This window comes from Amycolatopsis sp. NPDC003731, from assembly GCF_053586895.1.
Map to the genome: position 1 here is coordinate 24,578 of NZ_JBSFNC010000033.1, position 18,941 is coordinate 43,518.

Annotated in this window: 13 protein-coding genes; 9 read left to right on the plus strand and 4 right to left on the minus strand. The window is 71.8% G+C overall.

The annotated features are described in order from the left end of the window. Positions 1-27: 27 nt before the first annotated feature. A complete protein-coding gene (locus ACWDN5_RS16540; protein ID WP_449676936.1) occupies positions 28-2,094 on the minus strand; it encodes a putative Ig domain-containing protein in 2,067 nt (688 codons plus the stop codon). Positions 2,095-2,291: 197 nt separating this feature from the next. Between ACWDN5_RS16540 and ACWDN5_RS16545 the strand changes: the two genes are divergently transcribed. Further along, on the plus strand, positions 2,292-3,494 hold the full coding sequence (locus tag ACWDN5_RS16545; RefSeq protein ID WP_449676905.1) for a phospholipase D-like domain-containing protein: 1,203 nt from the start codon (positions 2,292-2,294) through the stop codon (positions 3,492-3,494). Here ACWDN5_RS16545 and ACWDN5_RS16550 read toward each other — a convergent pair. Beyond that, entirely contained in the window at positions 3,484-6,450 is a 2,967-nt protein-coding gene (locus ACWDN5_RS16550; protein WP_449676906.1) for a BTAD domain-containing putative transcriptional regulator, read from the minus strand. The two genes, ACWDN5_RS16545 and ACWDN5_RS16550, sit on opposite strands and share 11 nt — an antisense overlap. A gap of 306 nt (positions 6,451-6,756) precedes the next feature. Here ACWDN5_RS16550 and ACWDN5_RS16555 point away from each other — a divergent pair, with 306 nt between their 5' ends. Then, positions 6,757-7,119, plus strand: a complete 363-nt coding sequence (locus ACWDN5_RS16555) for a DUF488 domain-containing protein (protein ID WP_449676907.1) — start codon at positions 6,757-6,759, stop codon at positions 7,117-7,119. Between the two features lie 68 nt (positions 7,120-7,187). Here the strand turns inward: ACWDN5_RS16555 and ACWDN5_RS16560 are convergent, their stop codons facing one another. Beyond that, positions 7,188-9,527: a glycoside hydrolase family 2 protein gene (locus tag ACWDN5_RS16560; RefSeq protein WP_449676908.1), complete on the minus strand. Its 2,340-nt coding sequence runs from the start codon at positions 9,525-9,527 to the stop codon at positions 7,188-7,190. Between the two features lie 76 nt (positions 9,528-9,603). Then, positions 9,604-10,650, minus strand: coding sequence for a LacI family DNA-binding transcriptional regulator (locus tag ACWDN5_RS16565; protein ID WP_449676909.1), 1,047 nt, complete (start codon positions 10,648-10,650; stop codon positions 9,604-9,606). Positions 10,651-10,800: 150 nt separating this feature from the next. Here ACWDN5_RS16565 and ACWDN5_RS16570 point away from each other — a divergent pair, with 150 nt between their 5' ends. Genes ACWDN5_RS16570 through ACWDN5_RS16600 form a run of 7 tightly spaced genes read left to right on the plus strand, consistent with a single transcriptional unit; the run spans position 10,801 to position 18,941 of the window. After that, complete coding sequence (locus tag ACWDN5_RS16570; protein ID WP_449676910.1) at positions 10,801-12,318, plus strand: sugar ABC transporter ATP-binding protein; 1,518 nt, start codon at positions 10,801-10,803, stop codon at positions 12,316-12,318. After that, a complete protein-coding gene (locus tag ACWDN5_RS16575; RefSeq protein WP_449676911.1) occupies positions 12,315-13,355 on the plus strand; it encodes an ABC transporter permease in 1,041 nt (346 codons plus the stop codon). The genes ACWDN5_RS16570 and ACWDN5_RS16575 overlap by 4 nt, the downstream gene beginning before the upstream one ends. After that, on the plus strand, positions 13,348-14,346 hold the full coding sequence (locus tag ACWDN5_RS16580) for an ABC transporter permease (RefSeq protein WP_449676912.1): 999 nt from the start codon (positions 13,348-13,350) through the stop codon (positions 14,344-14,346). Before ACWDN5_RS16575 ends, ACWDN5_RS16580 begins: the two co-directional genes overlap by 8 nt. Positions 14,347-14,351: 5 nt before the next feature. Then, on the plus strand, positions 14,352-15,413 hold the full coding sequence (rhaS, locus tag ACWDN5_RS16585) for a rhamnose ABC transporter substrate-binding protein (RefSeq protein WP_310972821.1): 1,062 nt from the start codon (positions 14,352-14,354) through the stop codon (positions 15,411-15,413). After that, on the plus strand, positions 15,413-15,748 hold the full coding sequence (locus ACWDN5_RS16590; protein ID WP_310972820.1) for an L-rhamnose mutarotase: 336 nt from the start codon (positions 15,413-15,415) through the stop codon (positions 15,746-15,748). Before rhaS ends, ACWDN5_RS16590 begins: the two co-directional genes overlap by 1 nt. A 5-nt stretch (positions 15,749-15,753) precedes the next feature. Further along, the gene (rhaI, locus tag ACWDN5_RS16595; protein ID WP_310972819.1) at positions 15,754-16,920 is read left to right on the plus strand and encodes an L-rhamnose isomerase; all 1,167 of its coding nucleotides are present in this window, start codon (positions 15,754-15,756) and stop codon (positions 16,918-16,920) included. Between the two features lie 2 nt (positions 16,921-16,922). After that, a complete protein-coding gene (locus ACWDN5_RS16600) occupies positions 16,923-18,941 on the plus strand; it encodes a bifunctional aldolase/short-chain dehydrogenase (protein WP_449676913.1) in 2,019 nt (672 codons plus the stop codon).

Genomic DNA, 18,941 nt, shown 5'->3' on the forward strand with positions numbered 1-18,941 from the left:
ACGCGGACGGGGAACACCAACCGGTTTTCAGCCCTCGACGCGGTGCGAAGCCCAGAACGACGTCAGGTCGGTCGACCCGGCCGCCGCCTGCGCCGCGGCCTTGAACTCCGCCGTCGTCGACACGCCGTACCAGTGCGACTGCGCGTACGACTTGAGCAGGTTCGCCATCGCCGTGTCGCCGATCAGCCGCCGCAGGTCGTGCAGGGTGCACTTGCCGTAGTTGTAGACCACCGTCGAGTACCGGGACGAATGCGCGTCCCAGTAGGCCATCGAGTTGGTCAGCTTCTCCGCGCTCGACTGCCAGGTGATGCCGCAGCCGCTGCCGGTGATCCCGCGGTAGAGGTCGGTGGCGTAGTCGGTGAAGCTCTCGTCCAGCCACGGCGAGGTGTACTCGTCGTCGCCGACGATCCCGTAGAACCACTGGTGCGCGAGCTCGTGCGGCAGGGCCACGTTCGATACCAGGTCCATCACGAAGCCCGGGTACTCCATGCCGCCGAACCAGAAGTTGTTGTCCAGCACCACGTCGACCTCACCGTACGGGTAGTCGCCGAAGCGGCCCGAGTGAACGTCGAGGGAGTCGGCGGCCAGCGACAACATCGAGTTGGCGCTGCTGGTGGAGATCCCGCTGACCGAGTAGACGTTGACCCGCACGCCCTTGCCGGACGTCGTGGTGATCTTCGCGAACGGCCCGGCGGCCCACGCGAAGTCCCGCACCTTGGCCGCCACGGCGTGCGTGGTGGTCGTGGTGCCGCTGGTCGTCTCGGTCGAGGTGCCGGTGGCCGGGGTCAGCAGCGACGTCGGGTGGACCAGGGTGACGTCGAAGTCGCTGATCACCGTGTAGAACGACTCGCCGTTGTTCGTGTACGGGTCGAGGTGCCAGCCCGCGCCGTCGCGGACGGCGAGCACCGGCAGTGCGTTGCCGATCATGTTGAACGCGCCGTCGTGGCCGAACCGGTCGGCGCCGCTGGGCACGACGATCTTCAGGTCGAACCCGATGGTCGCGGACTGGCCCTGGGCCAGGGGCGCGGGCAGCGTGATCTTCAGGGCCGTGCAGTTCACGCTCAGCGCGGACGCCGTGCCGCCGGTGACGTTCGTGACCGTGATCGGCGTCGTCGGGCAGGCGCCGTGGTAGTTGTCCCAGAGCCGCAGGTACACCTCGGGCAGCGCGGTCGCGGAGCCGTTGGTGAAGCCGACGCTCTGGTGCCCGGTCCACGTGTCGCCCGCGGTGTTCGACGTCAGGTTCACCGTGTACGCCGGATTGACCGGCGTGCGCGTCGAGTCGGCGGGAGCGGCGGAGATCGTCCAGGTGAAGGTGGCGCTGCCGCTGTTGCCGGCCGGGTCCTTCGCCGTCACGGTCACCGAGGACGTGCCCGCGGCCGTCGGCGTGCCGGTGATCTTGCCCGTGCTCGCGCCGATCGCGAGGCCGGCGGGCAGGCCGGTGGCGCTGTAGGTGAGCGCGTCACCCTGCGGGTCGCTCGCCTGGATCTGCAGCGCCGCGGCCTGGCCGACGGCGCTGGTCTGGGCGCCCGGCGAGGTGACGACCGGCGACTGCGCGGACCCGGTGGTGGTCAGCGAGAAGTCATCGAGGACGAAGTTGGTGGCCAGGCTGGCATCCTCGGTGCCGGTGAGCTTCAGCGTCACCGTCTGGCCGAGGTAGCGGGAGACGTCCACGGTGCGCTGGAGGTAGCCGGTGTTCTTGTCGAGGTTCGAATAGCTCGCCAGGGTGTCGGAACCCGCCTGCACCACCAGCTTGTCGTACTTCGTGCTGGTGGTCGTCTCCTTGGTGTCGATGTGCTGCCACCACGAGAGCGTCGCCGACGCGCAGCCGGCGGGCAGCGTCAGCGACTGGGACAGGGTGTCGGTGTGCGTGCTGCCGGTGCCGTCCAAGCGGGCGAGCATCGTGCCGCCGTGCGCGGGTTGCGCGGTGGTGGCCGCGGTGATGACGCCGCCGGTCTGGGTCCACGGCGTGGTGCCGCTTTCGAACCCGCCGTTGCCGACGATCTGGTCACCGCAGACCGCGGCGGCCTCGGCCGGAGTGGCGACGGCGACGGTGCCCAGCAGGCCGATGGCCACGCCGAGCACGGCAGGAAGCACCCTCGATCTCATGGAGGTCGTCCTTTCCCGGCTCCGCCCGTGGGAGCCAGGAGAAGCGTCCTCTGCGCCCCGGATGGGCGGAACCCGCCAAGAGTCGGGTTCCGTGCCGCTTTCGTCGTGTATGCACGGGAACGTCCGGGTGTACGGATCTTGTACGCCGCATTGCGAGCTTGGGGGCATCCGACCGGGAGGAAGACATGACCCCCAAGTTCAAGGCGCTCACCGTCGCCGTCGGCGCGCTGCTCGCGCTGGCCGGCAGCGGGATCGCCCAGGCCGCGCCGACGGCGGCCGCCGACGTGACCGGCATGGAAGCGATTTTCAACAACCCGCCCGAAAACGGCGACCGCGACCACTCGATCGAAACGCGGCTGGTCCAGTTGACCAACGGCACCCCGGCCGGTGCCGAGATCCACATCTCCCCCTTCAGCTGGACCCGGCCGGCGCTGGCCGAGGCGGTGAAGGCGGCGCAGGCCCGCGGCGTCAAGGTGCGGATCGCGCTCGACGGCGCCGCGGACGACGACCCGGCGAACACGGCGATGCCGATCCTCAAGTCCGCCGGGCTCACCCAGCTCGTCTTCTGCGGCACCGGCGGCGACAACACCGGGTGCATCGCCCACGACGGCAGCCCGCACTCGATCAACCACGACAAGCTGTGGATGTTCTCCGAGACCGAGGGCAAGAAGGACGTCGTCGTCATCGGCTCGTACAACCTGACCACGGTGCAGGGCAACATGTTCAACAACGCTCTGCTGACGTACGGCGACGCCGATCTGTACGGCTTCTACCTCGGCCACATGCAGAAGATGCTGGCGCAGAAGAAGAACAACAACTACTTCGACGACGCCGGCTACCACAAGACGCTGACCACGATGGTCACCAGCTACCTTTCCCCGCGCGCCGACTCCCGTGGCGGCGCCTCCGAGGAGTTCGCCACCGACACGTGGGCGCAGCTGCTGAAGTACATCACCAAGTACGAAGCCGGCTGCTCGCTCAACGTCGTGCAGGCCAACATCGCCGACTCGCGCACCCCGGTCGTCACCGAGCTGGCGCGCATCGCGAAGCTGGGCTGCAAGGTCCGGATCGTCTACGACGACATGGGCACCGCGGCACTGGCCGCCCTCAAGGGCAAGGCGAACATCACGCTCAAGAAGTTCAGCACGACCGTGAACGACCGCGAGATCACCGTGCACTCGAAGTATATGCTCTACACGGGCAACTACAGCGAGAAGGGCGGCCGGCAGCTCGTCTTCACCGGCTCGCACAACATCTCCGGCGCGGCCCTGCGCGACAACGACGAAATCCTGATCAAGGTCGAGAACGCGGCGATCAGCGCGGCCTACCAGGACAACTTCAGCACCATCCTGGCCCGTGCGAAGTGCACGGCCCCGGCTACCTGCTGAGGACGCGGGCGGCCCGCGTCTCCAGGGGCCGGTAGCCGGCCTGGGTGGCGAGCTTGACCGCCGCTTCGCCGTGGGTGCGCGCCAGTTCGGTGTCACCCACGGCGAACGCCGCTTCGGCGAGGCCGGTCAGTGCTGCGGCTTCGCACCACGTGAAGCTGGTTTCGCGGGCGATGTCCAGTGCTGCCGTCAGATGCTCGACCGCTTCGGCGGCGCGGTCGAGCCGGAGGCACGTTTCGCCGAGCGCGGCGAGTGCGGACGCTTCGGTGCCGCGGTCGCCGATGCGGCGGGTCAGCTCGACGGCGTCGGCCGCGTCTGTCAGGGCGCGGGTGGCGTCGCCCGCCCGGGCCTCCATGACCGCCCGGCCGGACAGTGCCGCCGCTTCGCCGTACTGGTAGCCGAGTTCCCGGTTGGCGGTCAAGGCTCGCTCGTAGAACTCGGCGGCGACGGCGTGGCCGAGGTCGCGGTGGACGTGCCCGAGGTCGACCAGGAGCACGGCGACGCTGAACCGCGCGTCGTCGCGTTCGGCGATGTCCAGGGCGCGGGCGAAGTGGCCGAGCGCGGCGTCGAAGTCGCCGACCTGGCCGCAGGCGAACCCGAGGTTGGCCAGCGCCATCGTGATGCCCGGCATGGCCGTTTCTTCGCACAGCCGCAACGCTTCCAGGCCGCACGCGATCGCCTCGTGCGCGTCGCCGAGGCGCTGGAGCACGGCGCTGAGGTTGTTGAGCGCCGCGGCGCGCCCCGGCGGCCAGTCCGCCGCCAGCCCGTCGGACAGCACCGTCGTCAGGTGCGCGCGGGCGTCGGCGTAGCGGCCGCTGTTGACCCCGGCGAGCGCGATGGACAGCCGCATCGCCGCCTGCGCCTGCCGGTCGCCGTCGGCCTGGGCGGCGGTCAACGCCGTCGTGGCCGTCTCGATCCATTCCGTGTGGTGGCCGCGGTGGTGGAAGAAGGCCCGGAGCGCGTCGGCCAGGTGCCAGGCGTACTCGCGCGGGCCGTGTGCCGCCGCGTGCTCGACGGCGGCCGCGAGGTTCGGCCACTCCGTGTCCAGCCAGGCCAGCGCGTCTTCGGTGCCCTCGAACGCCGGTTCCGGTTCGGGCCGGGGGAGCCGGAGGAAGTGGGGGATCAGCAGGCGGCCCACCGCGTCGGCCGTTGCCAGGTAGTGGTCGAACAGCCGCCGCCGGGCCGCGTCCGCGTCGGCCGCGGTGTCGTCGGCCGCGGCCCTCCCGCCCGCGTAGCTGCGCAACAGGTCGTGGAAGCGGTAGCGGCCGGGCAGGTGCCGTTCGACGAGGTTGGCCGCGGCGAGGGCCTTGAGCTGCCGGCCGGCGTGCCCTTCGCTGACGGCGGCGAGGTGGGCGGCGACCGGTGCGGTGAACGTCTGGCCCGGCACCAGCGCGAGCCGCCGGAACAGGAGGCGGTGCCCGGCGGGCAAGGCCCGGTAGGACACGGAGAACGCCGTCGTGACCGCGCTTTCCTCGGCGCCGTCGACGCTCAGGCCGGCCAGGGGATCGCCGTCGGCGAGTTCGCGGGCCAGCTCGGCGATGCCGGACACCTCGCCGAGGTTCGCCGCGGCCAGCCGCAGCGCGAGCGGCAGGTGCCCGCACAGCCGGGCCAGTTCCGCCGCCGCGGCCGGTTCGGCGGCGACCGCGGGTGGCCCGAGCACGGTTTCCAGCAGCTGCCGGGAATCCTCGGCCGGCAGCACGGAGAGCGGGACGGCCCGCGCGCCGGTGCGGGCGATGAGGTCGCCGAGCCGCTGGCGGCTGGTGATCAGCACCGTGCCGGACGGCGGCAGCAGCGGTGTCACCTGGGCGCTGTCGCGGGCGTTGTCGAGCAGGACGAGGACCTGCCGATCGGCCAGCAGGGAGCGCCAGAGGGCCGTGCGGCCGTCCGGGTCCGGCGGGATGGCACGCGGGTCGGTGCCCAGCGCCCGCAGCAGCTGCGCGGCCGCGACGGCCGGGGTGAGCGGCTCGTGGTCCGGGTCGAATCCGCGCAGGTCGAGGTAGAGCTGGCCGTCACCGAAGCGGTCGCGGACGCGGTGTGCCCAGCGGACGGCGAGGGCGGTCTTGCCGACGCCGGCGGTGCCGGTGACCACGCGGATGTCCGCGCCGGGGCCGGGCTCCGCGGGCTCGTCGAGCTGGGCGAGCTCGGCGGCGCGGCCGGTGAAGCCGCGGACGTCGTGGGGCAGCTGGGCCGGGCGGACGGGTTCGGGGGCCGGCTCCGGCGCGGCGTCGAGGGCCGGGTCGGCGGCGAGGATCGCGGCTTCGAGACGGGTCAGCTCGGGGGAGGGGTCGAGCCCGAGTTCGGCGACGAGCCGGCTGCGCAGGCCGCGGAAGGCGGCGAGGGCGTCGTCGGTGCGGCCCTCGCGGTGCAGGGCGAGCATGAGCTGGCCGACGAACCGCTGCCGCAGCGGGTGCGCGGCGACCAGCGTGGTCAGTTCGGCGAGCACCTCCCGACCGCGGCCGAGCCGCAGCTGCGCGTCGATGCGGTCTTCCAGCGCGCTCCAGCGGGCTTCGTGCAACCCGGCGAGGAGCAGCTCGGCGACTTCGCCGGACGCGGCCCCGGCGAGCGCGTCGCCCCGCCAAAGAGCGAGGGCCTCGTCGAACAGCTCGACGGCGGTCTCGTCGGCCGCCACGCGGGCCCGGTGGGTGAGGGCGGTGAAGCGGTGGGCGTCGACGGTGTCCGGGTCGGCGCGCAGGACGTACCCGTGGCCTTCGGTGACGAGCTCGGGGCCGCCGGTGGCGCGGAACACCGCGCGCAGGCGGGAGATCAGCGCCTGGACGGTGCCGCGCGCGCTGGCCGGGGGATCGTCGGGCCAGAGCCGGTCGACGAGGCTTTCGACGGTGACCGGCCGCGGCGTCTCGAGCAGCAGGACGGCGAGGACCAGGCGCTGCTTGCGGGAGCCGAGATCGACCGGGTCGCCGTCCGCCGTCGCCTCGACGGCGCCGAGGAGGCGAAACTCCACCCGGTCACCTCCACTCACCTGATCGGGTGTGCAAGCGTACTGCAAGCGTGGTGCAGGCCCGGTCCGCCATCCTGGCGGGGCCGCAGGACATGCTCCCGACGATGTCCACGGCCGGCTCGGGCGCCGGGGAACCGGCGGATTCGGCTGTCGTCGTCCCACGGGCGGCACGAGCTGGGGGTAGGACCACCACGGCGACCCCTCCACGGTCGCCGTGGTGGCCCTTTGTCCGTTCGCTGCCCGGGGCAGCGGCCGCCCGATGCGGTAGCTCCGGTGGCGGCCGGCGTGCGCCCGACGCAGAATGCGCGCATGCAGCCGACGGTCGTCCGGGTGGCGCGCCTGTCCGACCCGGCCGGGCCCGCCGACGGCGTCCGCGTGCTCGTCGAACGGCTCTGGCCCCGCGGCACGGCCCGGACGGCGGTGGTCCTCGACGGCTGGTACCGCGGCCTGGCGCCGTCCGACGACCTGCGCACCTGGTACGGCCACGATCCCGAGCGGTTCGCGGAGTTCGCCGAGCGTTACCGGGCAGAGCTGCGCGAGCCCGATCGAGTGGCGGCCTTGGACCGCCTCCGCACGTTGGCCGGCGACGGCCCGGTGACCCTCCTGACGGCGAGCGGGTCCCCTTCGATCAGCCAGGCGGCCGTGCTGGCGGCGGTGCTCACCGGGGAGTGAGCCGTGTCGTCCACCCAGGTACGCGTGTCGTCCGTCCGGGTACGCGTGTCGTCCGTCGGGCGACCGCCTCAGGGGCGCGTTCCGGTGACCGCCACGCGGACCGTCGCCGCGGCGGAGCCGAGCTTCTCGTGGCGGGCCGTCAAAGTGAGCGTCCCCGGCTGTCCCGCGAACGGGCGCAGCCACACCGCTGCCGCACCGCCCGTCGCGCCGAAGTCGAGCTCCGGATCGCCGACCAGCTCACCCGGGCCGGTCAGCGTCAGCCGCACCCGGCCGGTCGTCCCCGCGCGCAGGGTCCCGAACCGGTCCACCGCCGCCACCACCACGCGGGTGGCGTCGCTGCCGTCCGCGCGCAGCTCCGGATCGTCGGGCACGCAGCTGAGCACGTCCGAGCCCCGGTCCCCGCTGAACCGGCGGCTGACGACGAGCCGCTCACCGACGTAACCGTCGATGCGCAGCTGCGGCCGCCGCCCCTTCGGCACCACCAGGTCGACGGCGAACGGCGGGTACCGCAGGTGCGGGAACTCCGCGCGCCGGCTGCGGGCCGCACCCGCCGGCCGGTCGTCGAGGAACAGCAGCAGGCGGTCGCAGTTGGACCAGATCGTCACCCCGGCGCCGGGCCCGGCCGGCTGGGCCGTGAAGTCCCACGCGAAGCCGGGCTCGACGACCGCCCGCACCCGGGGGTCGCCCTGCGAGGCGTAGAAGGCCGCGGCCGGCTTGGGAATCCGGAAGAGGTCGGACACCCCGGCGTACTTCACCCCGTCGACCGACCGCTGCCAGGCCGACGGGTAGTCGAACGCGCACCAGGCGAGCAGCCCGCAGTAGCGGTCGTCGGCGGCGGCGAGGTCGTGGGCCTTCGCGTGCAGTTCCGCCTGCTGCCGGACCGCCGGGAAGTCGCCGCGCCGGTAGGCCCGGGCCCCGGCGAGCGTGCCGATCGTCTCCGTCACCAGGTACGGCACCCCCGGCCGCGGCGGGCGCAGCCGGAAGGGCGCCCCGCGCCGGGCGGTGTAGTCGTTGTAGGCCAGGATTTCGACGTCGCTGCCGGCGAAGCGCCCGAGCGTGGCGCTGGCCAGCGCGCCGCTCGTCGGCCGGGACGGGTCGAGCTGCCGCGCGAGCCGGCCGGTCCGCTGGTACATCGCGGTCGTGCCGTTCGCCTCGTTCACCCGCGTACCCCACACGATGATGCTGGGGTGGTTGCGGTCGCGCACGACCATGCCTTCGACGTCCGCCAGGTTCCGCCGCTGCCAGGCGTCGTCCCCGACGTGGCCCCAGCCCGGGATCTCTTCCCACACCAGCAGGCCGAGCTCGTCACAGGCGTCGAGGAACGCGCTCGACTGCGGGTAGTGCGAGCAGCGGACCATGGTGCAGTTCAGGTCGCGGCGCAGGATCTCGGCGTCCCGCCGCTGCACGCGCTCCGGCATCGCGCCACCGGCGAAGGGGTACCACTGGTGGCGGTTGAGGCCGAACAGCTTGAGCCGCCGTCCGTTGAGGAAGAAGCCCTCGGTGGTGAACCGCGCGTCGCGGAAGCCGGTGCGCACCACCCGCTGGTCGAGGGCGCGCTTCCCGGACTGGAGCGTCACCACGACGTCGCACAGGGCGGGGTCCTCGACGTCCCAGAGCCGCACCGCCTCGAGCCCGCCGACGTCGAACTCGACCGTCGTCCCGCCGACCGCCGCGGATGCGGTGGCGAGTTCGCGGCCCGCTTGCCGCACCGACGCGGTCACCTGCCCCACGACCGGTGCGTCCAGCGTGCACGTCAGGTGCAGCGAGCGGCCGGGGGAGAGGACGTCGACGGGCCGGGCGAAGACGTCGGCCAGCCGGATCCGCGGCACCTCGCCGACCGTGGCCGGGCGGTAGATCCCGGCCGGCTGGTAGAAGTCGATCACCGACGGCCCCCCGCGCGGCAGGTTCGGCGGTACGTCCAGCGCCCACCGCCCGTCGACCACCACGGCGAGCACGTTGTCCCCGGTCACGACGTCCGGCAGGGCCACCTCGAAGGGCAGGTAGCCGCCTTCGTGGGTGGCGACGAGCCGGCCGTTGAGGTGCACCTCGGCGTTCGTCATGACGCCGTCGAAGCGGGCGGTGTGGCGGCCGGTCGCCGACCCGGTGAAGTGCTTGCGGTAGACCCACCGGTCCTGCCAGGACGCCGGGTCCCACCCGGTCCACGAGAGCGGCGTCACGCAGTGGGGGAGCTGCACCGGCGAGAGGTCGATCTCGTCGAAGCCGAGCTCGGTGCAGCCGTCGTCGTACCGCCCGAACAACCAGAAATCGCCCAGCCGCACGGGGTCCGGCCCGGGCGCGGCGTGCCCGGCCGACCCGGCGACGACGCCGAGCAACGCGGCGCCACCGGCGGCGAGGAACCCGCGCCGGGACAGCCGTGGCGGCGAGTCGGCCAGCTCGGTATCGGACACAGACGACCTCCGTGCTCGGGCTCCCCCGGGATATCGCTGGTGGCCGGTAAGACGTCACAAACGATCAGCGGGTTGCTCAGCGAAGGGTCGAGGCGCGGACCACCAGCTCCGGGGTGAACACGACTTTCCGGTGTTCGTGGCCGGTTTCGGACGCCTCCGCGAGCAGCAGCTCCACGGCCGTGCGGCCCAAGCGCCGCCTCGGCTGGCGGACCGACGTCAACGGCACCGCGGCCGCCGCCGCGAACTCGATGTCGTCGTAGCCCACGATCGCCAGGTCGGCCGGGACGCTCATGCGGAGGTTCGCGCACGTCTGCAGCAGGCCGAGAGCGACCAGGTCGTTCGCGCAGAACGCCGCGGTCGGGCGGACCGACGCAGGGAGGCCCGCCAGGCGCTCGCCCGCGCCGCGGCCGTCGGCCACCGTCAGGGCCGTCGTCGTCAGGTCGACCAGGCGGTCCGGGCCGAGGCCGGCCGCCGCCAACGCGCGCAACGCACCCTGCCGGCGGTCGCGGACCTGGCCGACCGACGTGTGGTTGCCGATGAACGCGATCCGCTCGTGGCCCTGCTCGACCAGGTGGCGCACGGCGATCTCGCCGCCGTAGACGTCGTCGACCGCGACCGAGCAGTGCGTCGTGCCGTCCGGCGTGCGGTCGACGACGACCACCGGCGTGCCGCGGCGCGCGATCTCGCCGAGCAGCGGGGCGTCCGGGTCGACCGGCGTGATGAGGACACCTTGGACGCGCTGCTGTTCGAGGCGCCCGAGGTAGGCCGCCTCCCGCGCCGGCTGGTGCGCGCTGTTGCACAGGAACAGGGACAGGTCGCCCTCGCCCGCAGCGTCTGCTGCGTCTTCCATGCCGGCCGCGACGTCGGTGAAGAACGGGTTGCTGCCGTCGAGCATCACGTAGGCCAGCACCCGGCTGCGCCCGGCCCGCAGCTGCCGCGCGGATTCGTTGCGCACGAAGCGGAGTTCGGTCATCGCGGCCTCGACCCTGGCCCGGGTCGCCGGGCTGACCCGGCCGGGCCGGTTGAGCACATTGGACACCGTGCCGAGGGACACGCCGGCGGCCGCCGCGACTTCCTTCATGCCCGCCGCGCGGGGCTCGGCACCGGGCTCCCTGACCACCATCGCAACCCCCTCTTTGAAACGTAACATCACCGCGAAGGACCTGCTGAAGACCCGTTTGGCCACGCCTTCGCCGATGCATTGACTTCTCGTTCCGTCGCATAGTAGCTTCACCGCACCAGATTTGTGAAACCTTTCAATCCGGAGGTCGCGATGACGCGGCAGGACCCGGGCCGGGTGCCTCTCCTGGAGGTGCGCGGCGTGACGAAATCGTTCGGCGCGGTCGCGGCCGTGGCCGGCGTGAGCTTCGGGCTGCACGCCGGGGAGGCGCAGGCACTGGTCGGGGAGAACGGCGCCGGCAAGTCCACGATCGTCAAGATGCTGGCCGGGGTGCACAAGCCCGACGACGGCACGCTGCTGCTCGACGGCGAACCGGTCGAGTTCGGCTCGCCCGCCGACGCGAAAGCGGCCGGGATCGCGGTCATCTACCAGGAGCCCACCCTGTTCCCGGACCTGAGCGTCGCGGAGAACATCGTGATGGGCCGCCACCCGCGCAAGAGCCTCGGCCGGATCGACCGGGCGGCGGTCCGCGCCGAGGCCGAGCGCCTGTTCGCCCGGCTCGGCGTCCGGATCGACCCCGCCCGGCCCGCCAGGGGTTTGTCGATCGCCGACCAGCAGATCGTCGAGATCGCCAAGGCGCTCAGCGCCGACGCCCGCGTGCTGGTGATGGACGAGCCGACCGCCGCGCTGACCCGGGTCGAGGTCGAGCGGCTCTTCAGCGTCGCCCGGACGCTGCGCCAGGAAGGCGCGGCGATCATGTTCATCTCCCACCGCTTCGAGGAGATCACCGAGCTCTGCCAGCGCGTGACGATCATGCGCGACGGCAAGCACGTCTCCACCGACGCCCTGGAGGACGTCACCGTCGAGGAGATGGTGAAGCGCATGGTCGGTCGCGACCTCGACGCGCTGTTCCCCAAGCAGGACGTCGAACCCGGCGCGGTCGTGCTGGAGGTCGAGGGCCTGGCCCGCGCGGGCGTGTTCCGCGACATCTCCTTCTCGGTGCGCGCCGGGGAAATCGTCGCGTTCGCCGGGCTGGTCGGCTCCGGCCGCTCGGAGGTCGTCCAGGCCGTCTTCGGTGTCGACGAACGGGACGCCGGAGTCGTGAAGGTGAGCGGCAAGAAGCTCAAGCCGCACTCGTCGCGGGCCGCGATGGCCGCCGGGATGGCCCTCGTTCCCGAGGACCGGCGTCAGCAGGGCCTGATCATGGACCTCTCGATCGAGCGGAACGTGACGCTGCCGCGCTCGCGGGCGCTTTCCCAGCTCGGCTTCCTCACCGGCGCGAGCGAACGCCGGGAAGCCCGGCACTGGACCGAGCGCCTGCGCACCAAGTACCGGAGGCTCGGCGACCCCGTCGGGACGCTCTCGGGCGGCAACCAGCAGAAGGTCGTCCTGGCCAAATGGCTGGCGATGGCGCCGAAGGTGCTGATCGTCGACGAGCCGACGCGCGGGATCGACGTCGGTACCAAGGCCGAGGTCCACCGGCTGATGTCCGCGCTGGCCGCCGAGGGCGTCGCGGTCGTCATGGTGTCGTCGGAACTGCCGGAGGTGCTGGGCATGGCCGACCGCGTGCTGGTGATGCGGGAAGGCCGGATCGTGGCCGAGCTCCCGCGCGCCGAGGCGACCGAAGACTCGGTCATGTTCGCCGCGATGGGCCAGGGGGCCGCCGCATGACCGTCACCGAGGAGGCCCGCGTGACGAAGGAACCGGCCGTCCACTCGCGACGGTCGTGGACCGCGAACGTGCTGAAGGCCCGCGAATCCGGCATCGTCCTCGCCTTGATCGTGCTGGTCGCGTTCACCGCGACGCAGAACTCCCGGTTCCTGTCCGGGCAGAGCATCCGCGACATCCTGCTCGGGACGGCCATCCTGGCCGTGCTCGCGGTCGGGCAGGCGATCGTGATGATCACCCGCAACATCGACCTGTCGGTCGGCTCGGTGCTCGGCCTGGCGGCGTTCGCCGTCGGCACGCTGATGAAGGACAACCCCGGGCTGCCGGTGCTCGTCGCGATCCTCGCCGGGCTCGGCGTCGGCGCGGTGTGCGGGCTGGTCAACGGCGCCCTGGTGCGCTTCGGCCAGGTACCCGCGCTGGTCGTCACCCTCGGCACGCTCTACGCCTACCGCGGGGTCAGCTACTTCTGGGCCGGCGGCCAGCAGATCAACGCCGACAAGCTGCCCGCGTCCTTCCTGGACTTCGGCACGGCGTCCATCCTCGGCGTGCCGTGGCTGGTGCTGATCGCGGTGCTGGTCCTGGTCGCCGCCGGGATCGTGCTGCGCAGCTACCGCGCCGGGCGCGAGCTGTACGCGATGGGGTCGAGCCCGCAGGCCGCGCAGCTGGCCGGCATCCGCGTCGGCCGCAACACCAGTGCCGCGTTCCTGGTCAGCGGCGCTCTCGCGGGCCTGGCCGGGGTGCTGTTCGCCGCCCGGTTCGGCACCGTGGACGCGGCGGCCGGCACCGGCTACGAGCTCAACGTCGTCGCCGCGGCCGTGGTCGGCGGGGTCGCCGTGTTCGGCGGCAGCGGTTCGGTCTGGGGCGCGGCCCTCGGCGCGCTGCTGCTGACCGTGATCGGCAGCGCCCTGGCGGTGCTCGACATCAACCAGTTCTGGCAGCAGGCGATCGTCGGTGCGCTGATCCTGCTGGCCATCGGCGCCGACCGGCTGGTCGCCGTCCGGGTCGCCAAGGCACTGAAGAAGAGGGATTCCCATGTCTGACCCCGGTAACCGGCTCGGCCGGCTGCTCAGCTGGGACGCCGCCGTCGTGCTCGTGACGGTGATCGTGCTGATCGTCGCTTCGGGTGCCGTGGAGAACTTCGGCACCAGCCGCAACTTCACCTTCCTGCTGCTCGACCTGCTCCCCATCGCGCTGGTCGCGCTGCCGATGACGTTCATCATCGTCACCGGCGAGATCGACCTTTCGGTGGCGAGCACGCTCGGCCTGACGTCGGCGGTGATGGGCTCCCTCTGGGACGCGGGCCTGACGATCGAGACGATCATCCCGCTCTGCGTCCTGCTCGGCGCGGTCCTCGGTGCGCTGAACGGCTTCTTCGTCACCGTGCTGAAACTGCCGTCGCTGGCCGTCACCATCGGCACCCTGGCGCTCTACCGCGGGCTCGCGTTCGTGGTGCTGGGCGACAACGCGGTCGCCGACTTCCCGCGGGCCTACACGAGCTGGGTCACCGGGACGATCGGCGACGGCCCGGTCCCGAACGTGCTGATCCCGCTGGTCGTCGTCGCGCTGGTCTTCGGCGTCGTGCTGCACGCGACCCCGATCGGCCGGGGCGTGTTCGCCGCCGGCGCGGGCGAGCAGGCGGCCCGGTTCGCCGGCATCCGCACCGGACGGCTCAAGTTCTGGCTGTACGTCGTGAGCGGCGCGGTCGCCGGCCTGGCCGGGGTGCTGTGGACGCTGCGGTATTCCAGCGCCCGCGCCGACAACGGCTTCGGCCTCGAACTGGCCGTCGTGGCCGCCGTGCTGCTCGGCGGCGTGTCCATCTTCGGCGGCAAGGGCACCCTGCCGGGCGTGCTCGCCGGGGTGGTCCTGCTGGCCTCGCTGCAGAACGCGCTGCGCCTGCAGGACGTGTCGAACGAGGCGCTCAACATCGTGACCGGCGTGCTCCTGATCGTGTCGGTCCTGCTCCCCAACATCGTGACTTCGGCCCGCACGGCAGTGCGTCGCCGTCGGCAAGCGGTAACTCCGGAAAGGTGACGAAGATGTCCCGACGGTTCCTCACCGGCGCAGTGTCGGCCGGACTGGTGCTGGTCCTGGCCGCGTGCAGCGGCACGACGAAGAACGACAACGCCGGCTCCGGCGCGAGTGAGTCCACCGCCCAGGCGAACCCGAACGCCGCGGCGAAGGAGGGCGTCAAGATGGCGTTCCTGCCCAAGCAGCTCAACAACCCCTACAGCGACATCGAGGTCAGCGGCGGCAAGGAGGCCCTGGCCGAGCTGAAGGGCGAGTACAAGCTGGTCGGGCCGAACGACGCCAGCGCATCGTCGCAGGTCAGCTACATCAACACGCTGATCCAGCAGCAGCAGGACGTCATCGGCATCGCCGCGAACGACCCGAACGCGGTGTGCCCGTCGCTCAACCAGGCCCGCGGCGCCGGCATCAAGATCGTCGCCTTCGACTCCGACGCCGCCAAGGACTGCCGCGACGTCTTCATCAACCAGGCCACCACCCAGGGCATCGGCGAGGCGCTGGCCAAGCAGGCCAAGGACCTCTCCGGCGGCTCCGGCGAGATCGCGGTCCTGTCCGCGACGCCGAACGCCACCAACCAGAACGCCTGGATCGAGGTCCTCAAGAAGGAACTGGCCAAGCCGGAGTACGCGGGCCTGAAGCTGGACAAGATCGCCTACGGCAACGACGACGACCAGAAGTCGTTCCAGGAGGCCCAGGGCCTGCTGCAGTCGTTCCCCAACCTCAAGGTGATCGTCTCGCCGACCACCGTGGGCATCGCGGCGGCCGCGCGGTACGTCAGCTCGTCGAGCTACAAGGGCAAGGTCGCGGTGACCGGGCTGGGCACGCCGAACCAGATGCGCGCCTTCGTCAAGGACGGCACGGTGAAGCAGTTCGCGCTGTGGAACCCGGCCGACATCGGCTACCTCGCCGCCTACGCCGGCGTCGCGCTCAAGTCCGGCCAGATCACCGGCAAGCAGGGCGAGAAGTTCAAGGCGGGCAAGCTCGGCGACTACACGATCGGCGAGAACGGCGAGATCGTGCTCGGCCCGCCGACGACGTTCGACGCGAACAACATCGACAAGTTCAACTTCTGATGCCGCGGTACTGCTTCTGCCTCCAGGTCAAGCCCGACCGCAAGGCCGAGTACGCCGAGCGGCACCGGGCGGTGTGGCCCGAGATGCGGCAGGCCCTGCACGACACCGGCTGGCGCAACTATTCGCTCTTCCTGCGCGAGGACGGCCTGCTGATCGGGTACGTCGAGGCGGACGACCTCGCCGCCGCGCAGGCCGCCATGGCGGAGACCGACGTCAACACCCGCTGGCAGGCGGAGATGGCGGAGTTCTTCACCGGCCTCGACGGTGGCCCGCCGGATGAAGGGTTCCAGCTGCTCGACGAGGTCTTCCACCTCGACGTCCGGGAAGGACAGTGATCGCCATGGGTGATCTGACCGCCGTAAAAGGGGCCCTGCGGACGCAGCGCATCGAGACGCCGTCGTGGGCGTACGCGAACTCGGGCACCCGGTTCAAGGTGTTCCCGCAACCCGGTGTCCCGCGGACGCCGGAGGAGAAGATCGCCGACGCCGCGGTGGTGCACCGGCTCACCGGGGTGGCGCCGAGCGTGGCGCTGCACATTCCGTGGGATCGCGTGGACGACTACACCGCTCTGACCGCGTACGCCCGCGATCTGGGTGTCGAGATCGGCGCGATCAACACGAACGTCTTCCAGGACGAGGACTACAAGCTCGGTTCGGTGACCAACCCGGACGCGGGCATCCGCCGCAAGGCGACCGACCACCTCCTGGAAGCCGTCGACATCATGGACGCGACGGGTTCGCGGGACCTGAAGCTGTGGTTCTCCGACGGTATCAACTACCCGGGTCAGGACGACCTCCGCGACCGGCAGGACCGGCTGGCGGAGGCGCTGCGCGAGACCTACGACCGGCTCGGCGGCCACCAGCGGATGCTGCTGGAGTACAAGCTGTTCGAGCCCGCGTTCTACGCGACCGACGTCCCGGACTGGGGCACGTCCTACGCCCACTGCATCGAGCTGGGGGAGCGGGCGACGGTGTGCATCGACACCGGCCACCACGCCCCGGGGACGAACATCGAGTTCATCGTGGCGTTCCTGCTGCGGGCCGGGAAGCTGGGCGCGTTCGACTTCAACTCCCGCTTCTACGCCGACGACGACCTGATGGTGGGGGCGGCGGACCCGTTCCAGCTGTTCCGGATCATGTACGAGATCGTCCGCGCCGACGCCCTCGACCCGGCGTACGGGATCGCGTTCATGCTCGACCAGTGCCACAACATCGAGGCCAAGATCCCGGCGATCATCCGCTCGGTGATGAACGTCCAGGAAGCCACCGCGAAGGCGCTCCTGGTGGATCGCCCCGCACTGCGCTCGGCCCAGCAGGCGGGCAACGTCCTGGAAGCGAACGCCGTGCTGATGGACGCCTACAACACCGACGTCCGGCCGCTGCTGGCCGAGCTGCGCACCGAAGCCGGGCTCGACCCGGACCCGGTCGCGGCGTACCACCGCAGCGGGTACCAGGAGAAGATCGTGGCCGAGCGCGCCGGCGGCACGCAGGCCGGATGGGGAGCATGACGATGACCGTGCCGGAGCAGCTCATCGCGCGCAGCAACGCGCTCGGGGCCGACCCGCGCAACACGAACTACGCCGGCGGCAACACCTCCGCCAAGGGCGCGGTGACCGACCCGGTCACCGGCTCGCCCACGGTCGTCCTGTGGGTCAAGGGCTCCGGCGGTGACCTCGGCACGCTGACCGAGGCCGGGCTGGCGGTGCTGCGGCTGGACCGGCTGCGTTCCCTGGTCGACGTCTACCCGGGCGTCGAGCGCGAGGACGAGATGGTCGCCGCGTTCGACTACTGCCTGCACGGCCGGGGCGGGGCGGCGCCGTCGATCGACACCGCCATGCACGGCCTGGTCGAGGCTCCGCACGTCGACCACCTGCACCCGGACTCGGGCATCGCGCTGGCCACGGCGGCCGACGGCCCGGCGCTGACCAAGGAGTGCTTCGGCGACCGGGTCGCCTGGGTCGGCTGGCGGCGGCCCGGGTTCCAGCTGGGCCTGGACATCGCCGCGGTGAAGGCGGCCAACCCCCGGGCCATCGGCGTGATCCTCGGCGGCCACGGCATCACCGCGTGGGGCGCCACCTCGGAGGAGTGCGAGCGCAACTCCCTCGAGATCATCCGGACCGCCGAATCCTTCCTGGCCGAGCGGGGCGCGCCGGAGCCGTTCGGGCCGGTCGTCCCCGGCTTCGAGGCTCTTCCCGAAGCCGAACGCCGAGCACGCGCGGCCGCGCTGGCGCCGGTGATCCGCGGCCTGGCCTCCACCGACCGGCGGGTCGTCGGCCACTACACCGACAGCGACGTCGTGCTGGAGTTCCTCTCACGCGAAAAGCTCGCGCCGCTCGCCGCGCTGGGTACGTCCTGCCCGGACCACTTCCTGCGCACCAAGGTCCGGCCCCTGGTGGTGGACCTCCCGGGGACCGCGCCGCTGGAGGACGTCGTCGCGCGGCTGAAGGAACTGCACGCCGAGTACCGCAATGAATACCGCGCCTACTACGAGCGGCACGCCGACGCCGACTCGCCCGCGATGCGCGGCGCCGACCCGGCCATCGTGCTCGTCCCCGGCGTCGGGATGTTCTCCTTCGGCAAGGACAAGCAGACCGCGCGCGTGGCGGGCGAGTTCTACGTCAACGCCATCAACGTCATGCGCGGCGCCGAAGCGGTGTCTACCTACGCGCCGATCCCGGAAAGCGAGAAATTCCGGATCGAATACTGGGCCCTCGAAGAGGCGAAGCTGCAGCGGATGCCGAAGCCAAAACCCCTGGCCGGGCGGATCGCGCTGGTCACGGGCGCGGGTTCGGGCATCGGCAAGGCCATCGCCCGCCGGCTGGCGGCCGAGGGGGCGTGCGTGACGATCGCCGACGTCAACGGCGACGCGGCCGCGGAGGTCGCGGCGGAGATCGGTGGTACGGCCGTCACCGCCGACGTCACCGACGCCGCGGCGGTTCAGGCGGCGATCGACGCCACGGTGCTGGCCTACGGCGGCATCGACCTGGTGGTCAACAACGCCGGGCTGTCCATCTCGAAGCCGCTGCTGGAGACCACCGAACGCGACTGGGACCTCCAGCACGACGTGATGGCCAAGGGCTCGTTCCTGGTGTCCCGGGCCGCGGCGAAGGCGATGGTCGCGCAGGGCATCGGCGGCGACATCGTCTACATCTCGTCGAAGAACTCGGTGTTCGCGGGCCCGAACAACGTGGCCTACGGCGCCGCGAAGGCCGACCAGGCCCACCAGGTCCGGCTCCTGGCCGCCGAACTCGGCGGGCACGGCATCCGGGTCAACGGCGTCAACCCCGACGGCGTCGTCCAGGGCTCCGGCATCTTCGCCGGCGGCTGGGGCGCCCAGCGGGCCGCGGTCTACGGCGTCGAGGAGGCGAAGCTCGGCGAGTTCTACGCCCAGCGGACCATCCTCAAGCGCGAGGTGCTGCCCGAGCACGTCGCCGCCGCGGTGTTCGCCCTCACCGGCGGCGAGCTCACCCACACCACCGGCCTGCACGTGCCGGTGGACGCCGGGGTGGCCGCCGCGTTCCTGCGTTGA

Excerpts from the sequence above, each read along its gene's own strand:
- ACWDN5_RS16575 (WP_449676911.1), top strand. The coding sequence starts at position 12,315 with ATGACCGTCACCGAGGAGGCCCGCGTGACGAAGGAACCGGCCGTCCAC.
- ACWDN5_RS16565 (WP_449676909.1), bottom strand. The coding sequence starts at position 10,650 with ATGGTGGTCAGGGAGCCCGGTGCCGAGCCCCGCGCGGCGGGCATGAAG.
- ACWDN5_RS16545 (WP_449676905.1), top strand. The coding sequence starts at position 2,292 with ATGACCCCCAAGTTCAAGGCGCTCACCGTCGCCGTCGGCGCGCTGCTC.
- rhaI (WP_310972819.1), top strand. The coding sequence starts at position 15,754 with ATGGGTGATCTGACCGCCGTAAAAGGGGCCCTGCGGACGCAGCGCATC.
- ACWDN5_RS16570 (WP_449676910.1), top strand. The coding sequence starts at position 10,801 with ATGACGCGGCAGGACCCGGGCCGGGTGCCTCTCCTGGAGGTGCGCGGC.
- rhaS (WP_310972821.1), top strand. The coding sequence starts at position 14,352 with ATGTCCCGACGGTTCCTCACCGGCGCAGTGTCGGCCGGACTGGTGCTG.
- ACWDN5_RS16555 (WP_449676907.1), top strand. The coding sequence starts at position 6,757 with ATGCAGCCGACGGTCGTCCGGGTGGCGCGCCTGTCCGACCCGGCCGGG.
- ACWDN5_RS16580 (WP_449676912.1), top strand. The coding sequence starts at position 13,348 with ATGTCTGACCCCGGTAACCGGCTCGGCCGGCTGCTCAGCTGGGACGCC.
- ACWDN5_RS16590 (WP_310972820.1), top strand. The coding sequence starts at position 15,413 with ATGCCGCGGTACTGCTTCTGCCTCCAGGTCAAGCCCGACCGCAAGGCC.
- ACWDN5_RS16600 (WP_449676913.1), top strand. The coding sequence starts at position 16,923 with ATGACCGTGCCGGAGCAGCTCATCGCGCGCAGCAACGCGCTCGGGGCC.